Source organism: Pseudomonas sp. lyk4-R2A-8, assembly GCF_030209095.1.
Taxonomy (GTDB): Bacteria; Pseudomonadota; Gammaproteobacteria; order Pseudomonadales; family Pseudomonadaceae; genus Aquipseudomonas; species Aquipseudomonas quebecensis.
This window is the reverse complement of record NZ_JARVSS010000005.1, coordinates 151,288-167,716: the sequence shown is the minus strand read 5'-3', so window position 1 is coordinate 167,716 and position 16,429 is coordinate 151,288. Positions and strand designations below refer to the sequence as shown.

Below are 16,429 nucleotides of genomic sequence, written 5' to 3'. Positions count from 1 at the left end.
AGCGGCGTGTCAGTCAATGAGCACTTGGTTGAACACCGCTATCGGGAGCAAGCTCCCTCCCACAGGGAGAGTATTTACAACGTCAGGGTCAGACGTTTTATCAGCGCTCCCGGTAACAGATTGGAGGCTGTATTGCGTTGGCCGTAAGTACTGGCCGACAGCAACAACTCTCGCTCGGCGGTCAGTGCTTCCAATTGGGAACCGAGCAGGCTGTAGACGCTGTCATCAAAGCGCATGGTGCTGACGGGCGCCTTGATCTCGCCGTCCTCCACCCAGAACGTGGCGAAGCGTGTCATGCCGGTCAGGCGTGCGGCCGGCAGGTCCGAGTAGTTCAGGTACCACAGGTTGCTGATATACAACCCGGTGCCCAGCTGCTTGAGGATATCGGCCTGGGCCAGGCTTCCCGCCGCCATTTGCAGGGCGCTGGGGGATTCGTCGCTGCTGGCACCGTTGGCGCTCAGGCCGTATTCGGCGGCGCTGCGCGAATTGACCAGTTGGCCGCAGGCTTTACCGGCATTGATCAGCGTCACGTCGCTGCGCGGGTAGCCCTCTGTGGAGAACGCCTGGCTCAGGGAGCCGCTGATCTGTTCGCTTACCGTGACCAGCGGGCTCAGGTGTTGCTCACCGGCGTACAGCCGTTGCAGCGAGCTGCCTTTGCTGGCGATGGCTTGGGCGGAGAACCCGCCCCAGGTGATGATGCTGATGATTTCTTCCAGCGCGGCGGGCGCCAGGTAGGCGCGGTACTGGCCGGGCGGCAACGGGTGCAGCGCACGGTCGAGGAATGCCAATTGCTCGCGCGCCTGCTGCAGGCGCGCGGCGAATTCGACGCTGTCCCAGGTGTGCCCGGCATAGCTGGCTTTGACCGCTTCGCCATTGGCATGGAACAGGCTGAAATCGAAGTTGAAGCTATTGGCCTGGTGCCAGCCGAACGCTCCGTTTGAACTGGCAAAGCCACGACTGATAGGGCCGGCGGCATAGATGCCGACCAGGTCAACACCGTCGGCGGCCTGGCTGATGTCTTGCAGCACCCGAGCCAGCTCGGGCAACGGCCGAGCCTGCTCATTGCTGCTTTGCCAGGCGGTGGGGTTGAGTAGCAGGTACGGGTCCTGCGGCAACAACGGCAAGGTTTCGCGCAGTTGCTGCAAACCTTCGGCGAGGCGCTGACGGTCCAGCGCAGGTTCGCCGGCCAGGGTGATGGCGAGGTCGGCATGCCGGCCGTCGCTGATCAGTTTCAGATTGAGGCTGGCCTGCTGCACCTGCCCTGCCTGGCGCACCTTGGCATGATTGAAACGCACGAACTCGGAGGCTTCCGCCGCGTAGCCGAGGTGAAATTGTTCCTGGTCGGTGAGGGCCTGCTTGAGCCACTCCACCAATGCCTTGAAATCATGCATCAGGCAGCTCCCCCGAATACGTCGACATGACTGAATACGCAGGCCGGCGAGGCATGGCCGACACGAATCACCTGGTTGGGCTCGCCCTTGCCGCAGTTGGGCGTGCCCAGCACCTGGAAGGTACTGGCGTCGCCCACCGCGCTGAGGTTGCGCCAGAACTGCGCCGAAATCGCCCGGTAGTTTGGGTTCTTCACCACGCCTTTGAGTTCGCCGTTTTCGATCAACTGGCCCCATTCGCAGCCGAACTGGAACTTGTTGCGCGCGTCGTCAATGGACCACGAACGGTTGGTCGACATCAGGATGCCGCTTTCGATACCACCAACCAGCTGTGCCAGGCTCTGGTCGCCGGCCTCGATATTCAGGTTGGCCATGCGGTCGATCGGTGGGCGGTTCCAACTGCTGGCGCGGCTGTTGGCCACACCGCCCATGCCGGCGCGCAATTGCGACAACGCCCCGCCCAGCGGCTTGAGCAACAAGCCTTCGCGGATCAGGAATTGTTTGCTGGCGCGGGTGCCGTCGTCGTCATGGCTGTAGCTGGCGAGCTGTTCGGGGATGTTTGGGTCGAACGTCACGTTGAGCAGGCGAGAGCCGTATTGCAGGTGGCCGAAGTCGCTGGCTTTGACGAAGCTGGTGCCGGCGTAATTGCGCTCGTCGCCGAGGATGCGGTCCAGCTCCAGCGGATGGCCGATGGACTCGTGGATCTGCAGGATCATCTGGTCGGGCATCAGCAGCAGGTCGCGCGGGCCCTGGGGCGTATTGGGCGCCAGCAGCAGTTGCAGGGCTTCGTCGGCCACCCGTGGCGCGGCGCCGATCAGGCCGAAGCGGCTGATCACGTCATAACCGCCTTGCTGGCCGAAGTTGCTGCCGCCCAGGGTGCGGGTCTGGCTGTCATTGCTGTCGTAGGCGGTAACGCTCACGCCAGGGAACACAAAACGCTGAGCCTGGCGCAGCTCGGCGCCGGCGCTGTTGAGGTAGATCTGCTCGACGTGGGTCAGGCCGAGGCTGACGTCCCAACTGACCAGGCGATCGTCTTTCGGCACGGCGGCAGACTCGTCGCCCAGCAGTTGGTAGCAGTCGCTCAGGGAAGGGAAGGGCTGGTCGAGTTCGGGAGACAGGTAGTCGGCAACGTCGCTGGACGCGTGCTGGTCGCGCAGGTCGAGCAGCGCATGGGACTTGATCAGCAGGGCCTGTTGTTCGGCGCGTTCAAGAGCGGCTTGCAGGCCGGCCAGGGAAATATCGTGGGTCGCGGCGTAAGCCTCCACACCGTTGAGACGCACGGTGAGCATGACGCCCTCGTCGTGGTTCATGTGCGGCGGTTCGGCGACATTCTTGCGCACCGACAGGTATTGGCCGGACTCGCGTACGTAACGCAGGGAGAAGAAGTCAGCGGTGGTGCGCAGGGCACCGAAATGTTTTTTGAGTGTGGCGTGGTGGTCGAACATGGGGCCTTCCTTGTGGGCGGCTCGGTGCGGGCAGGCAACAGAGTAGGCCCGGGCTGGGGGCTGATCAAGGAAAGGTAATTCTTTGTGGTAAGTGCCCCTTGTGGCGAGCGGGCTTGTCCCGCGTTGGAGTGCGTAGCGCTCCCAAGATTTTTGGGGCCGCTGCGCAGCCCAACGCGGGGCAAGCCCGCTCGCCACAGGGAGTGGGTTACTGCGCAGTCGGCCCCACTTCACGCAACGGCTTGCCACGCACCGGCGCGTCGCCCGCCACGTAGTAGTCGGCGGTGCTGCGCGGCAGCGGCTGGCGGCCACGGATCTTGTCGGCGATTTTCTCGGCGATCATGATCGTCGGCGCGTTCAAGTTGCCGGTGGTGATGATCGGCATGATCGACGCGTCGACTACACGCAGGCCTTGCATGCCATGCACGCGGCCTTCGGCGTCCACCACCGCCATCTCGTCGGTGCCCATCTTGCACGAGCAGGACGGGTGGAAAGCGGTTTCGGCGTGCTCGCGGATGAACTTATCCAGTTGCTCGTCGGTTTGCACGTCGATGCCTGGGCTGATTTCGCGCCCACGGTAAGGGTCCAGCGCCGGCTGCTGCATGATTTCCCGGGTCAGGCGGATGCCGTCGCGGAATTCCTGCCAGTCCTGTTCGGTGGCCATGTAGTTGAAGAGGATGCTCGGGTAGTCCCGTGGGTTCTTCGACTTCAGCTGGACGCGGCCGCGGCTCGGCGAGCGCATGGAACCCATGTGCGCCTGGAAGCCGTGCTCTTTCACACCGTTGCTGCCGTTGTAGTTAATCGCCACCGGCAGGAAGTGGTACTGGATGTTCGGCCATTCGAACTCTTCACGGGTACGGATAAACCCGCCCGCTTCGAACTGGTTGCTGGCGCCGATACCGGTGCCGTTGAACAGCCATTCGGCACCGATGGCCGGCTGGTTGTACCAGAGCAGCGACGGGTACAGCGATACTGGCTGGGTGCAGGCGTATTGCAGGTACAGCTCAAGGTGATCCTGCAGGTTTTCGCCGACGCCGGGCAGGTCGTGGACCACCGGGATATCCAGGCTTTCCAGCAATTTGGCCGGGCCGACGCCGGAGCGTTGCAGCAACTGCGGCGAGGCGATGGCGCCGCTGCATACCAGCACTTCCTTGCGCGCGCGGGCTTCAACGCGTTCTTCGGCGGCGCCGATCAGGTAACGCACGCCCACCGCGCGCTTGCCTTCGAACAAGACTTTGTCGGTGAGGGCGTGAGTGACGATGGTCAGCGTCGAACGCTTTTTAGCCGTGTCCAGGTAACCGCGTGCAGTGCTGGCGCGACGGCCGTTCGGCGTGACGGTACGGTCCATGGGGCCGAAACCTTCCTGCTGGTAACCGTTCAAGTCTTCGGTACGCGGGTAACCGGCCTGCACGCCGGCTTCGACCATGGCGTGGAACAGCGGGTTATTGCCGGCCTTGGGCGTGGTCACGCTGACCGGACCGTCGCCACCGTGGTAATCGTTGGGGCCGATATCGCGGGTTTCGGCCTTGCGGAAGTACGGCAGGCAGTCGAGGTAGGTCCAGTTTTCCAGACCCGGCAGCTTCGCCCAGTTGTCGTAGTCCATGGCGTTGCCGCGGATGTAGCACATGCCGTTGATCAGCGACGAGCCACCCAGGCCCTTGCCGCGACCGCATTCCATCCGGCGGCCGTCCATGTGCGGCTCCGGATCCGTCTCGTAGGCCCAGTTGTAGCGACGGCCCTGCAGCGGGAACGCCAGGGCGGCTGGCATCTGGGTACGGAAATCCAGACGATAATCGGGGCCGCCGGCTTCCAGCAGCAGGACGGTGACGCCTTCGTCTTCGGTCAGGCGGGTTGCTAAAGTGTTGCCCGCAGAACCTGCGCCAACAATGATGTAGTCGTATTCTTGAGTCATGGGGTCTCCTTTAGAGCGGCAAGCTCTAAGCTTCAAGCTGCAAGAAAGAGCAGCGAGCGGTGTATCTGGGAGGTGCGGCGAGCTTGCAGCTTGAAGCTCGCCGCTTGAGGCTCATCAGAACACTGATGCGTAATCGCCCAGCTCAACCTGTACCGATTTGATGCGGGTGAAGTTGTTCAGCGAGCTGATGCCGTTCTCACGACCCACACCCGATTGCTTGTAGCCGCCCACCGGCATCTTCGCGTCGGATTCGCCCCAGGCGTTGATCCAGCAGATGCCCGCTTCCAGTTGATGAATCACGCGGTGGGCGCGGTTCAGGTCCTTGGTCACCAGGCCTGCGGCCAGGCCGAAGTCGGTGTCGTTGGCGCGGCGGATCACTTCTTCTTCGGTCTCGTAGGTGAGGATGCTCATCACCGGGCCGAAGATTTCTTCACGCACGATCACCATGTCATCGGTGCAGTCGGTGAACACGGTCGGAGCCACGAACGCGCCTTTGGCGAAATCGCCGTCGGTCAGGCGATCGCCGCCGCACAGCAGGCGCGCGCCTTGCTCTTTGCCCTTGGCGATGTAGCCCAGCACGCTTTCCATATGGGCGAAGCTGACCAGCGGGCCGAAGTTGGTGTTGTCATCCTGCGGGTCGCCAACACGGATGCGGGCTACGCGCTCGACGATCTTGGCTTCGAATGCCGCCTGCAGGTGCTTGGGCACGAACACGCGGGTGCCGTTGGTGCAGACCTGGCCGGAGCTGTAGAAGTTGGCCATCATCGCGATGTCGGCGGCGCGATCCAGGTCGGCATCGTCGAACACGATCAGCGGCGACTTGCCGCCCAGTTCCATGGTCACTTCCTTGAGCGACGAGCTCGACGCGCTGGCCATGACTTTCTTGCCGGTGTCGGTGCCGCCGGTGAACGAGACTTTCTCGATCCGCGGGTGCTCGGTCAGCCAGGTGCCGACTTCACGGCCGCTGCCGGTCAGTACGTTGAACACACCCGCTGGAACGCCGGCTTCGGTGTAGATCTCGGCCAGTTTCAGGGTGGTCAGGGAGGTGACTTCGCTCGGCTTGAAGATCATCGCGTTGCCGGCGGCCAGGGCCGGGGCGGATTTCCACAGGGCGATCTGAATCGGGTAGTTCCACGCGCCGATACCGGCGACCACGCCCAGTGGCTCGCGGCGGGTGTAGACGAACGAGGTGTCGCGCAGCGGGATCTGCTCGCCTTCGATGGCCGGCACCAGGCCAGCGTAGTACTCCAGCACGTCGGCGCCGGTGACGATGTCGACGTACTTGGTTTCGGAGAAGGCTTTACCGGTGTCCAGGGTTTCCAGTGCGGCCAGTTCATCGTTGCGCTCGCGCAGGATGTCGACGGCACGGCGCAGGATGCGCGAACGCTCCATGGCGGTCATGGCGGCCCAGATTTTCTGGCCTTTTTCAGCGCTGACCACGGCACGTTCAACGTCCTCGAACGTTGCACGTTGCACTTGGGCGAGAACTTCACCGTTAGCCGGGTTGATGGCTTCGAAGGTGGCATCGCTGCCGGCGTCGCTGTAGCCGCCGTCAATGTAGAGTTTTTGCAGGTCGAAACGGGCCATAAAGTCCTCGCAAGTGCATAAGTGGTTGGCGTTACCTGCCGACAGCGGGCCATGAGGGTGTGGCATCACTGCGTGGCAGACGTTCAGGGGTTGAGCATTTATAAGGGCTCTAACTCACCTGCTTGGCCAATTGGAAATCCATGTATTCGTAAGCGATGCGTTGCGCCTGCTCCGTGTCGAAAGCGTCTCCCGACAGGGCGCCGCGCAACCACAAACCGTCGATCAACGCCGCCAGGCCGCGGGCCGCGCTGCGTGCTTGCGGCAGCGGCAGCGCCCGGCGGAACTGGCAGCACAGGTTGGAATACAGACGTTGATCGTTGATCCGCTGCAACCTGTGCAATGACGGGTGGTGCATGCTGGCGGCCCAGAAGGCCAGCCAGGTTTTCATTGCCGGGCCATTGACCTGGCTGGCGTCGAAGTTGCCCGCGACGATCACCTGAAGGTGTGCCCGTGGGCTGTCATCCTCCAACGCAAGCCTGCGCTCGTGGACGTTCTCGATCAGCACGTTCATCAGGTAGCGCATCGTCGCGGCGATCAGGCCGTTCTTGTCCTGAAAGTAGTGACTGATGATGCCGTTCGAGACACCGGCCAGGCGGGCGATCAGCGCAATGCTGGCGTCTGCCATCCCCACTTGATCAATGGCCGTCAACGTGGCTTCGATCAACTGTTGACGGCGTATGGGTTGCATACCGACCTTGGGCATGTAGCACGTCTCCTTAGGCCTGCCGACGGGCGATCACGTCCATCGGCTTGAAGGCCAGTCTATTTTGTTTTGATTGAACGTTCAATCAACAAAGAATAAGCTCTGCGACAAATCGTCGCTGCTGGCAGGTTTTCAGCCCGTTCAGCCAGCGACATCCGACACCTGGAACATCCCTGCAAGGGCCCGCTCAAGGGCCTGCCGCGGTTTTGGCGCAGCGGGGATTTTCGGGGTGTCTTTATAACACCCGTCCGTCGACTGCCGAAAAATCGATGTCCCGGGATAACCGTTGCCTTGTGTTTCTCTTTCGCACTGCCCGGAGCATCTGCGCCATGAGTTCTGCCTCTCTAATAAAGACCCCGCCGGAAAAGGTCCGGGTCAACGGTTGGGTGTTTTACACCTCTACCGCGCTGATTCTGTTGTTGACCATTGTCCTGATCGCCGCCCCGCAGGAGGCCGGGCGCTTGCTCGGGATTGCCCAGGCCTGGCTGTCCAAAAGCTTCGGCTGGTACTACATGGTGGTCATCGCCGCGTACCTGGTGTTTGTGGTCGGGCTGGCGTTTTCGTCCTACGGCAAATTGAAACTGGGCAGCAAGGACGACACCCCGGACTTCAGCTACGGCGCCTGGGCCGGCATGTTGTTCTCCTCGGGGATCGGCATTTCGCTGCTGTACTTCGGTGCCTCGGAGCCGTTGGATCATTACTTCAACCCGCCAGAAGGCGTTGCCGGCAGCAACCTGGCCGCGCGCCAGGCGCTGCAACTGACCTTTCTGCACTGGGGCCTGCACGGCTGGGCGATCTACGCCCTGGTCGGCCTGGCCGTGGCGTATTTCGCGTATCGCCATAACCAGCCGCTGGCCCTGCGTTCGGCGCTCTACCCGCTGGTAGGCGAGCGCTGGGTGAAGGGCGCGGCCGGCCACGCGGTGGACGGTTTCGGCATGTTCGTGACGCTGCTGGGCCTGGTGACCAACCTGGGCATCGGCGCGATGCAGGTGTCGTCCGGCCTGGAGAACCTGTTCGGCATGCAGCACAGCAACACCAACCTGCTGATCGTGATCATCGTGATGAGCACCGTGGCCACCATCGCTGCGGTGTCGGGGGTGGAAAACGGCATCCGTCGCTTGTCCAACCTCAATATCGTGCTGTTCAGCGGTTTGTTGATCTTTGTGCTGTTGTTCGGCCCGACCCTGCACCTGCTCAACGGCTTCGTGCAGAACATCGGCGATTACATGAACGGCCTGGTGTTGAAAACCTTCGACCTGTACGTCTATGAAGGTGACGGCGCCAAGACCGAACGCTGGATGGGCCTGTGGACCCTGTTCTACTGGGCCTGGTGGATTTCCTGGGCGCCATTCGTAGGCATGTTCATTGCGCGGATTTCCCGTGGTCGCACGGTGCGTGAACTGGTGGCCGGGGTGCTGCTGATCCCGCTGGGCTTTACCCTGGCGTGGCTGTCGATCTTCGGCAACTCGGCACTGGATCTGGTGCTTAACCAGGGCGCGGTGGAGCTGGGTAAGACCGCGCTGGAACAGCCGTCCATGGCGATCTACCAGTTGCTGGAGCATTACCCGGCGTCGAAAGTCGTGATCGGTGTGTCGATCTTTGTGGGCTTTGTGCTGTTCCTGACTCCGGCGGATTCCGGCGCGGTGATGATGGCCAATCTGTCGTGCAAGGGCGGCAACGTCGATGAGGATGCGCCGCACTGGCTGCGGATCTTCTGGTCGGCAGTGATTACCCTGGTGACCATCGGCCTGCTGTTCGCCGGCAACTTCGAAGCCATGCAGACCATGGTGGTGCTGGCGGGGCTGCCGTTCTCGGTGGTGCTGGTTTTCTTCATGTTCGGTTTGCACAAGGCCATGCGCCAGGATGTGGCGATCGAACAGGAGCAGGCGCAACTGGCCGAACGCGGGCGTCGTGGGTTCAGCGAGCGTTTGACCGCGCTGGACCTGCAACCGAGCCAGGGCACGGTGCAGCGCTTTATGGACAAGCACGTTACGCCGGCGCTGGAAGAGGCTGCCGTCGCGTTGCGTGAGCAAGGGCTGCAAGTGCAGACGCTGCTGGGTAAATCCAAGCGTTGCATTGGCGTGCGTATCGAGATGGAAGAGGGCAACCCGTTCGTCTATGAGGTGAGCCTGGATGCTTACTCGTCGGCGCCGAGCGATGTGCCCGAAGAAGAGCGCACGCGTTATTACCGCGCCGAGGTGTACCTGCACAATGGGCCTCAGGAATACGACCTGATGGGCTTCACCTTGGAGCAGATCACTCGGGATGTGCTCGATCAGTTTGAAAGCCATCGGCAGCTCCTTGGCCGTGTCTATAGCTGATGTGTTGAAAGCCCGGTGGTGTCACTGACCTCACTGGGAAAAAAATGTGGGAGGGGGCTTGCCCCCGATTGCAGTGTGTCAGTCAGTCCATCTGCTACTGATACACCGCCATCGGGGGCAAGCTCCCTCCCACAGTTGTTTTGCAGTGTGTGTTAGCCCAGATTTTTGCCCAGCAGGGCATGGTAGAGCTCACTGTCGCCGAGGATCCCCACCACCTTGTTGTTGTCATGCAACACCAGCTTGTTCCCCGTCTGGTAACGAATCTGCAACGCATCGCGCATGCCGATATTGGAGTCCACCAAGGTCGGTACGCGGCCCAAACCTTCCACCGCTTGCCCTGGCGCCCAGTTCTGCAGGTTCATCACCACGCCATTCTGGCGCGCGCCCTGGATGGTGTTGCCTTCGGCCAGGTCCAGCCACGAATCGCCGCCCGGGTCCAGGCAGACCGAGCCATTGACCCGTGTGCAGTTATCCAGGGTACGCATCAGGCTGCGGCCGCACAGTACGTTCAGCGGGTTGGTGTGGGCCACGAACGTACGCACGTAGTCGTCCGCCGGGTTCAGCACGATCTCTTCCGGCACGCTGTACTGGATGATCTTGCCGTCCTTCATGATCGCGATACGGCTGCCCAGTTTGAGCGCTTCGTCCAGGTCATGGCTGACAAACACGATGGTCTTGCTCAGCTTGCGTTGCAGTTCCAGCAGCTCGTCCTGCAGGCCTTGGCGGATCAGCGGGTCGAGGGCGGAGAAGGGTTCGTCCATCAGCAGGATGTCGGCGTCCATCGCCAGCGCGCGGGCCAGGCCGACGCGTTGCTGCATGCCGCCGGACAGCTCGTCGGGCTTTTTATTGCGCCACTGGGACAGGCCCACCAGCTCAAGTTTCTCGTCCACCAGCGTGCGCCGTTCTTTCTCCGGGCGGCCCTGCATTTCCAGGCCGAAGCTGATGTTCTCGCGCACCGTCAGCCAAGGCATCAGGGCAAACTTCTGGAACACCATGGCGATGCGCTTGGTGCGCATCATTTTCAGCTCCGCGTCGGTGCAGGAAGCAATGTCGATCTGGCGACCTTCATGCTCCACGAACAGCTGGCCACGGCTGACGGTGTTGAGGCCGTTGATACAGCGCAGCAGGCTCGACTTGCCGGAGCCCGACAGGCCCATCAGCACGCAGATTTCGCCTTTCTCGATGTCCAGGCTGGCTTTTTCGACGCCGACGATCTGGCCGGTCTTTTTCAGGATTTCGTTACGGCTCATGCCCTGGTCCAGCAGCTTGAGCGCTTCGCGTGGGTCTTTGGAGAAGATCACGTCGACTTTGTCGAATCGGATAATGCTCATGCATCACCCCCTACTTTGGCATCGGGTTGTTTGCAGATGCGGTCGAGCATGATGGCCAGCAAGACGATTGCCAGGCCCGCTTCAAAGCCCAGGGCGATGTCGGCGGTGTTGAGTGCGTTGACCACCGGTTTACCGAGGCCGTCGGCGCCCACCAGGGCCGCGATCACCACCATCGACAACGACAGCATGATGCATTGGGTAATGCCGGCGGCAATGCTCGGCATGGCGTGGGGCAGTTCAATGCGCGAGAGCAACTGACGGCGCGAGCAGCCAAAGGCCTTGCCGGCGTCCATCAACTCTTGCGGTACATCGCGGATACCCAGGTAAGTCAGACGGATCGGCGCGGCAATCGCGAACACCACCGTGGAAATCAGCCCGGGCACCACACCCAGCCCGAAGAGGGTCAGGGTAGGGATGAGGTAGACGAAGGTCGGTACGGTCTGCATCAGATCGAGTACCGGCCGCATCATGGTGTAGAACAGTGGCTTGTGCGCGGCAACAATGCCCAGCGGCACGCCGATGACCACGCAGACCAGGGTGGCGAACAGCACCTGTGCGAGGGTCTCCATGGTTTCCTGCCAGTACCCCAGGTTGAGGATCAGCAGGAAGGAGGCGATGACAAAAACAGTCAGGCCCCATTTACGTTGAATAAAGTGAGCCAGCAGCGCAATCAGACCGATCAATGCCAGCGGATTGAACCAGGTCAGCGCAAACGTCACGCCGTGGATCATCGTTTCCAGTGTCGATGCGATTGCGTCGAAGTAGTTGGCGCCGTGTTGGGTCAACCATTCGACGAAGGCAGCGATGTACTGGCCTAGTGGGATTTTCTGTTCAGTCAGCATGGTAGTGAATGTCCACATGCGAAGGGGAAAACATCCCGGGGCAGCGCACCGCCCCGGGGTCAGCGGGTGTTATTTGGCGAGGTAAGCTTTGACGGCCTCAAGGCCGGGTTTGCCGTCGACGGTGTTGACGCCGGCGAGCCAGGTGTCGAGCACTTGCGGGTTCTTCTGCAGCCAGGCCTTGGCGGCGGCGTCGGGCTTCATTTTGTCGTCCAGGACGTTGCCCATCAGCGTGCTTTCCATGTTCAGGGTGAACACCAGGTTTTTCAGCAACTGACCGACATTGCTGCATTCCTGGGTGTAGCCCTTGCGCACGTTGGTGTAGATGGTTGCCTGGCCGTAGTTGGGGCCGAACGAGTCGTCGCCACCGGTCAGGTACTTCATCTTGAAGCGGGTGTTCATCGGGTGCGGTTCCCAGCCGAGGAACACGATGGCCTGGTCGCGCTTGGCGGCGCGGTCCACTTGGGACAGCATGCCGGCTTCGCTGGACTCGACCACCTTGAAACCTGCGTCTTTCAAGCCGAACGCGTTCTTGTCGATCAAGGTCTGGATGGTGCGGTTGCCATCGTTACCCGGCTCGATGCCGTAGATCTTGCCGCCCAGTTGGTCCTTGAACTTGGCAATATCGGCAAAGTCTTTAAGGCCCTTGTCGTACAGCGCCTCGGGCACCGCCAGGGTGTACTTGGCGTTTTCCAGGTTGGCGCGCACGGTTTCCACGGTGCCGGCATCACGGTACGGCTTGATGTCGTTTTCCATGGTCGGCATCCAGTTGCCGAGGAACACGTCCATGTTCTTGCCGTCGGCCAGGGACTTGTAGGTCACCGGTACGGAAATCATCGTGGTTTTGGTTTTGTAGCCGAGGGCCTTGAGGATTTCGCTGGTGGTCGCGGTGGTGACGGTGATGTCGGTCCAGCCGACATCGGAGAAGTTGACGGTCTTGCACTGTTCCGGTTCTGCCGCGTGCGCCAGGACTGGCAGACTCAGCATGGCGGCCAACAACAACGAGGGTGAAGCTTTCATGAGGCTAGACTCCTGTGTTTTTTCTGGCGGCATGTGCCGCGCTTTATCAGTGTTGCGGTTGGAGCGTGCGACGACAGCTCTGGCACGGTGCCTTGCAAACGAGTCGGAACTGATCATGTACCAGTGAAAATCAGACGCCTACAGGGGGCGTCGTATCCAGTACAGGGAGGGTCGTATCCAGTGTCGGTGACGTCGTTTACAGGTTTTTCCCAAGGCAAAACCGTGGATTTTGCCCATCTGCACCGCTAAAAACGGCCAAAACAGGCGATCGCGCGCGGGCGACGCTGGTGAGCATGGTTACGTCGGTGTGAGACGCCGTGGCAGCGAATAAAACCTTGATGATGCCGCCATCTGGGCGAACTGAGCGTAGCAGCTTGTTCATGCCTGGCCTGTGCTCAATGAGGAGTTTCACGGCAATGGCTATCAGCGTTTTCGACCTGTTCAAGATCGGCATCGGACCGTCCAGTTCCCACACCGTCGGGCCTATGCGCGCCGCGGCGTTGTTCGTCCAGGCACTGCGTGAACGTGAACGGTTGGAACAGGTGCGGCGCATCGAAGTTCAGCTCTACGGCTCGCTGTCGGCCACCGGCATCGGCCATGGCAGCGACACCGCCACCATCATGGGCTTGATGGGCGAATGGCCGGACGCGATCGATCCGTCGCAGATCGCCGGTCGCATCAGCACCCTGCGCGAAACCGACACACTGCTGCTCGATGGGCGCCTGCCGGTGCCATTCGTATGGGCGCGGGACATGCGCCTGCTCGACGAAAACCTGCCGTTCCATCCCAACGCCATGACCCTGGTGGCGTATGACGAACACGGCGAATTGCACCGTGATACCTATTATTCGGTCGGTGGCGGTTTCGTCGTGGATCAAGCCCAGGCGCGCAGCGGTGTGGCGGATATGGACCGCACCGAGTTGCCCTATGATTTTTCCAGCGCGGTGGAGCTGTTGCAGCTGTGCAAGACCCACCACTTGCGTGTCGCCGAACTGATGATGGCCAATGAAAAAGTGTGGCGTTCCGAAGAAGAAATCCGCAGCGGCCTGATGAAGCTCTGGCGTGCCATGCAGGACTGTGTGGAGCAGGGGCTCAAGCATGAAGGTATCCTGCCCGGCGGCCTCAACGTGCGCCGCCGCGCCGCCAAGTTGCACCGCAGCCTGCAGGAGTTGAACAAGCCCAATGTGATCGGGTCGACCTTGAGCGCCATGGAGTGGGTCAACCTGTTCGCCCTGGCCGTAAACGAAGAAAACGCCGCCGGCGGGCGGATGGTCACCGCGCCCACCAACGGCGCGGCGGGGATCATTCCGGCCGTGCTGCATTACTTCATGAAGTTCAGTGAAGAAGTCACCGAAGCCAACGTGGTCGACTACCTGCTCGGCGCCGCGGCGGTGGGCATTCTGTGCAAGAAAAACGCCTCCATCTCAGGTGCCGAGGTGGGTTGCCAGGGCGAGGTGGGTTCCGCCTGCGCAATGGCCGCCGCCGGGCTCGCGGAGATCCTCGGCGCGACGCCGGAGCAACTGTGCAACGCCGCCGAAATCGGCCTGGAGCATAACCTCGGCCTGACCTGCGACCCAGTGGGCGGGTTGGTGCAGGTGCCGTGCATCGAGCGCAATGCGATTGCAGCGGTCAAGGCGATCAACGCCGCGCAAATGGCCCTGCGCGGCGACGGCCAGCACTTCATCTCTCTGGACCGGGTGATCCGCACCATGCGCGATACCGGGGCGGATATGCATGACAAGTACAAAGAAACCTCGCGGGGTGGGTTGGCGGTCAGCGCGGTCGAGTGTTGAGACCGAGTCGCCTGCATCGGGGGCAAGCCCCCTCCCACATTTGATTTGTGAACACAGTCAAAGGTTGGAGGGGGCTTACCCCCGATAGCGGCAGTTCAAACAATACTGCTCAAAAAGTGAACACCAGCATCCCCGCGCGCCACCTTTTAGCGCGTCGCAAACAGATAAGTAGCTCGCGAACGATTTCCCCTCCGACCACCTGTCCCCTGTGCGTGCGGTGACAGAGTTTTCCTACGTGCTGAAAGCGCCTTCCCACAAGTGCTACCGATCTGCTCACACCCCTTGAGGGTAGCCGCTCCTACGTCCTTTTCCGGGCATATTCCGTACTTCACGCAAGGGCTACATAGACGCGTCAACAGGTCGTTTTCAGGAGTTATTGAATAGCCATTCAAATTTAGGCACGGCAATTGCTCTATCAATTCAAAGCCTCTCGCCATGTCAGGACGAAGAGTGCAATAACAAGAGCCTCGCCTGAGGCCATCACCCGCTTTGTGTGAGGAGATACCGCGATGACGTCGTTCAACTCAGGGGCCCAACCCCAGAACCGTGCGCCTCAATCCATCGGCTTTTTGCTGTTGGACAATTTCACGCTGATTTCCCTGGCGTCCGCAGTGGAACCCCTGCGCATGGCCAACCAGCTGTCCGGCCGTGAGCTGTACCGCTGGACCACACTGAGCGTCGACGGCAACCAGGTCTGGGCCAGCGACGGCCTGCAGATCACTCCCGACGCCGCCATGCATAAGGCCCCGGCCCTGGACACGGTGATCGTGTGCGGCGGCGTGGGCATCCAGCGCACCGTCACCCGTGAGCACGTGTCGTGGCTGCAAAGCCAGGCACGCCAATCCCGTCGCCTCGGCGCGGTGTGCACCGGCAGCTGGGCGTTGGCCTGTGCCGGCCTGCTGGATGGTTTCGATTGCAGCGTGCACTGGGAATGCCTGGCCTCGATGCAGGAAGCCTTCCCCCGTGTGTCCATGAGCACACGCCTGTTCACCCTCGACCGCAACCGCTTCACCAGTTCCGGCGGCACTGCGCCGTTGGACATGATGCTGCACCTGATCAGCCGCGATCACGGCCGTGAACTGTCGGCCGCGATCTCCGAGATGTTTGTGTACGAACGCATCCGCAACGAACAGGATCACCAGCGCGTGCCGCTCAAGCACATGCTCGGCACCAACCAGCCGAAGCTGCAGGAAATCGTCGCGCTGATGGAAGCCAACCTGGAAGAACCGATCGACCTGGACGAACTGGCGGTCTACGTCGCCGTATCCCGGCGTCAACTGGAGCGGCTGTTCCAGAAATACCTGCACTGTTCGCCGTCACGTTACTACCTCAAGTTGCGCCTGATCCGTGCGCGGCAGTTGCTCAAGCAAACGCCGATGTCGATCATCGAAGTCGCCTCGGTGTGCGGGTTCGTCTCCACGCCGCACTTCTCCAAGTGCTACCGCGAATACTTTGGCATTCCGCCGCGGGATGAGCGCGTAGGCTCCAACACCACCCAGCAGGTGGCGATGATGCCGATTCCGCAGGCGCTGGTGCTTTCACCGTTGTCGGGGCCGATGTCGGCGTTGAGCCAGGCGCGTAATGAGTCGACGTTTGCCAGTGTAAGGCTCTGAACCCAGGCGTCTGTATCGGGGGCAAGCCCCCCTCCCACATTTGATTTGTGAACACAGGCAAAGGTGGGAGGGGGCTTGCCCCCGATAGCCATCTGTCAGGCCCCGGAGTTCTGCTTGAACTGCATCAACGCCGGCAACAACTGCTTGTCGATGGCCTGACGCACCGCCGGCAAAATCGTCGCGCTGCCGCTGTACATCCGCTCGACCATGCCTTTAAGCGCCTTGGCCCGTGCTTCGCTCAAGCCGCGCACCGCGCACTCACACGCCTGTTCGGCGCTGGCGCCGCTGGATACCTCGAAACCCAGCGAGCGCAATTGGCTCAGCAGGTCATCCTGGTCAATCAAATCCGCGTGCATCATGACGTTTATCCTGGTTAGGGGAGCGGGGATCTGCCTGGATTCTGGTAGCCCCCGACCGCATCGGCAAGGGCGCGCCGCGCGGATGCCTCAGATGGCTATGAGCAGGTCGTTTTCGGGCCAT

The 16,429-nt window shown here is 61.6% G+C and carries 12 protein-coding genes; 3 read left to right on the top strand and 9 right to left on the bottom strand.

Features of this window, described 5'->3' with window-relative positions:
• Nucleotides 1–74: 74 nt before the first annotated feature.
• From QRN10_RS06860 to betI, 5 genes are all read right to left on the bottom strand, one after another.
• The gene (locus QRN10_RS06860; protein ID WP_285428070.1) at nucleotides 75–1,391 is read right to left on the bottom strand and encodes a TldD/PmbA family protein; all 1,317 of its coding nucleotides are present in this window, start codon (nucleotides 1,389–1,391) and stop codon (nucleotides 75–77) included.
• Nucleotides 1,391–2,833 carry a TldD/PmbA family protein gene (locus tag QRN10_RS06855; protein ID WP_285428069.1) on the bottom strand — a complete coding sequence of 481 codons (1,443 nt, stop codon included), beginning with the start codon at nucleotides 2,831–2,833 and terminating at the stop codon, nucleotides 1,391–1,393. Before QRN10_RS06855 ends, QRN10_RS06860 begins: the two co-directional genes overlap by 1 nt.
• A 205-nt stretch (nucleotides 2,834–3,038) precedes the next feature.
• Nucleotides 3,039–4,742, bottom strand: coding sequence for a choline dehydrogenase (gene betA / locus QRN10_RS06850; protein ID WP_181080698.1), 1,704 nt, complete (start codon nucleotides 4,740–4,742; stop codon nucleotides 3,039–3,041).
• 114 nt (nucleotides 4,743–4,856) lie between these two features.
• Nucleotides 4,857–6,329 carry a betaine-aldehyde dehydrogenase gene (gene betB, locus QRN10_RS06845; protein ID WP_285428068.1) on the bottom strand — a complete coding sequence of 491 codons (1,473 nt, stop codon included), beginning with the start codon at nucleotides 6,327–6,329 and terminating at the stop codon, nucleotides 4,857–4,859.
• Nucleotides 6,330–6,438: 109 nt separating this feature from the next.
• Nucleotides 6,439–7,032, bottom strand: a complete 594-nt coding sequence (betI, locus tag QRN10_RS06840) for a transcriptional regulator BetI (RefSeq protein ID WP_181080700.1) — start codon at nucleotides 7,030–7,032, stop codon at nucleotides 6,439–6,441.
• Between the two features lie 386 nt (nucleotides 7,033–7,418).
• Between betI and QRN10_RS06835 the strand changes: the two genes are divergently transcribed.
• Nucleotides 7,419–9,353, top strand: a complete 1,935-nt coding sequence (locus QRN10_RS06835; protein WP_266247539.1) for a BCCT family transporter — start codon at nucleotides 7,419–7,421, stop codon at nucleotides 9,351–9,353.
• Between the two features lie 152 nt (nucleotides 9,354–9,505).
• Here QRN10_RS06835 and choV read toward each other — a convergent pair whose 3' ends face one another.
• The 3 genes from choV to QRN10_RS06820 form a co-directional block, all read right to left on the bottom strand.
• Nucleotides 9,506–10,684, bottom strand: a complete 1,179-nt coding sequence (gene choV, locus QRN10_RS06830; RefSeq protein WP_266247203.1) for a choline ABC transporter ATP-binding protein — start codon at nucleotides 10,682–10,684, stop codon at nucleotides 9,506–9,508.
• Nucleotides 10,681–11,526: a choline ABC transporter permease subunit gene (choW, locus tag QRN10_RS06825; protein WP_016972877.1), complete on the bottom strand. Its 846-nt coding sequence runs from the start codon at nucleotides 11,524–11,526 to the stop codon at nucleotides 10,681–10,683. Before choW ends, choV begins: the two co-directional genes overlap by 4 nt.
• 69 nt (nucleotides 11,527–11,595) lie before the next feature.
• Complete coding sequence (locus QRN10_RS06820) at nucleotides 11,596–12,543, bottom strand: choline ABC transporter substrate-binding protein (protein ID WP_253509665.1); 948 nt, start codon at nucleotides 12,541–12,543, stop codon at nucleotides 11,596–11,598.
• A 416-nt stretch (nucleotides 12,544–12,959) separates the two neighbouring features.
• On the opposite strand from QRN10_RS06820, the gene QRN10_RS06815 reads away from it, so the two are divergent.
• Together QRN10_RS06815 and gbdR are read left to right on the top strand one after the other, a co-directional pair.
• Nucleotides 12,960–14,336: an L-serine ammonia-lyase gene (locus QRN10_RS06815; protein WP_181080704.1), complete on the top strand. Its 1,377-nt coding sequence runs from the start codon at nucleotides 12,960–12,962 to the stop codon at nucleotides 14,334–14,336.
• 509 nt (nucleotides 14,337–14,845) lie between these two features.
• The gene (gene gbdR / locus QRN10_RS06810) at nucleotides 14,846–15,949 is read left to right on the top strand and encodes a choline metabolism transcriptional regulator GbdR (protein WP_060753382.1); all 1,104 of its coding nucleotides are present in this window, start codon (nucleotides 14,846–14,848) and stop codon (nucleotides 15,947–15,949) included.
• A 95-nt stretch (nucleotides 15,950–16,044) separates the two neighbouring features.
• Here gbdR and QRN10_RS06805 read toward each other — a convergent pair whose 3' ends face one another.
• Nucleotides 16,045–16,308, bottom strand: a complete 264-nt coding sequence (locus QRN10_RS06805; RefSeq protein ID WP_181080705.1) for a hypothetical protein — start codon at nucleotides 16,306–16,308, stop codon at nucleotides 16,045–16,047.
• Nucleotides 16,309–16,429 lie beyond the last annotated feature (121 nt).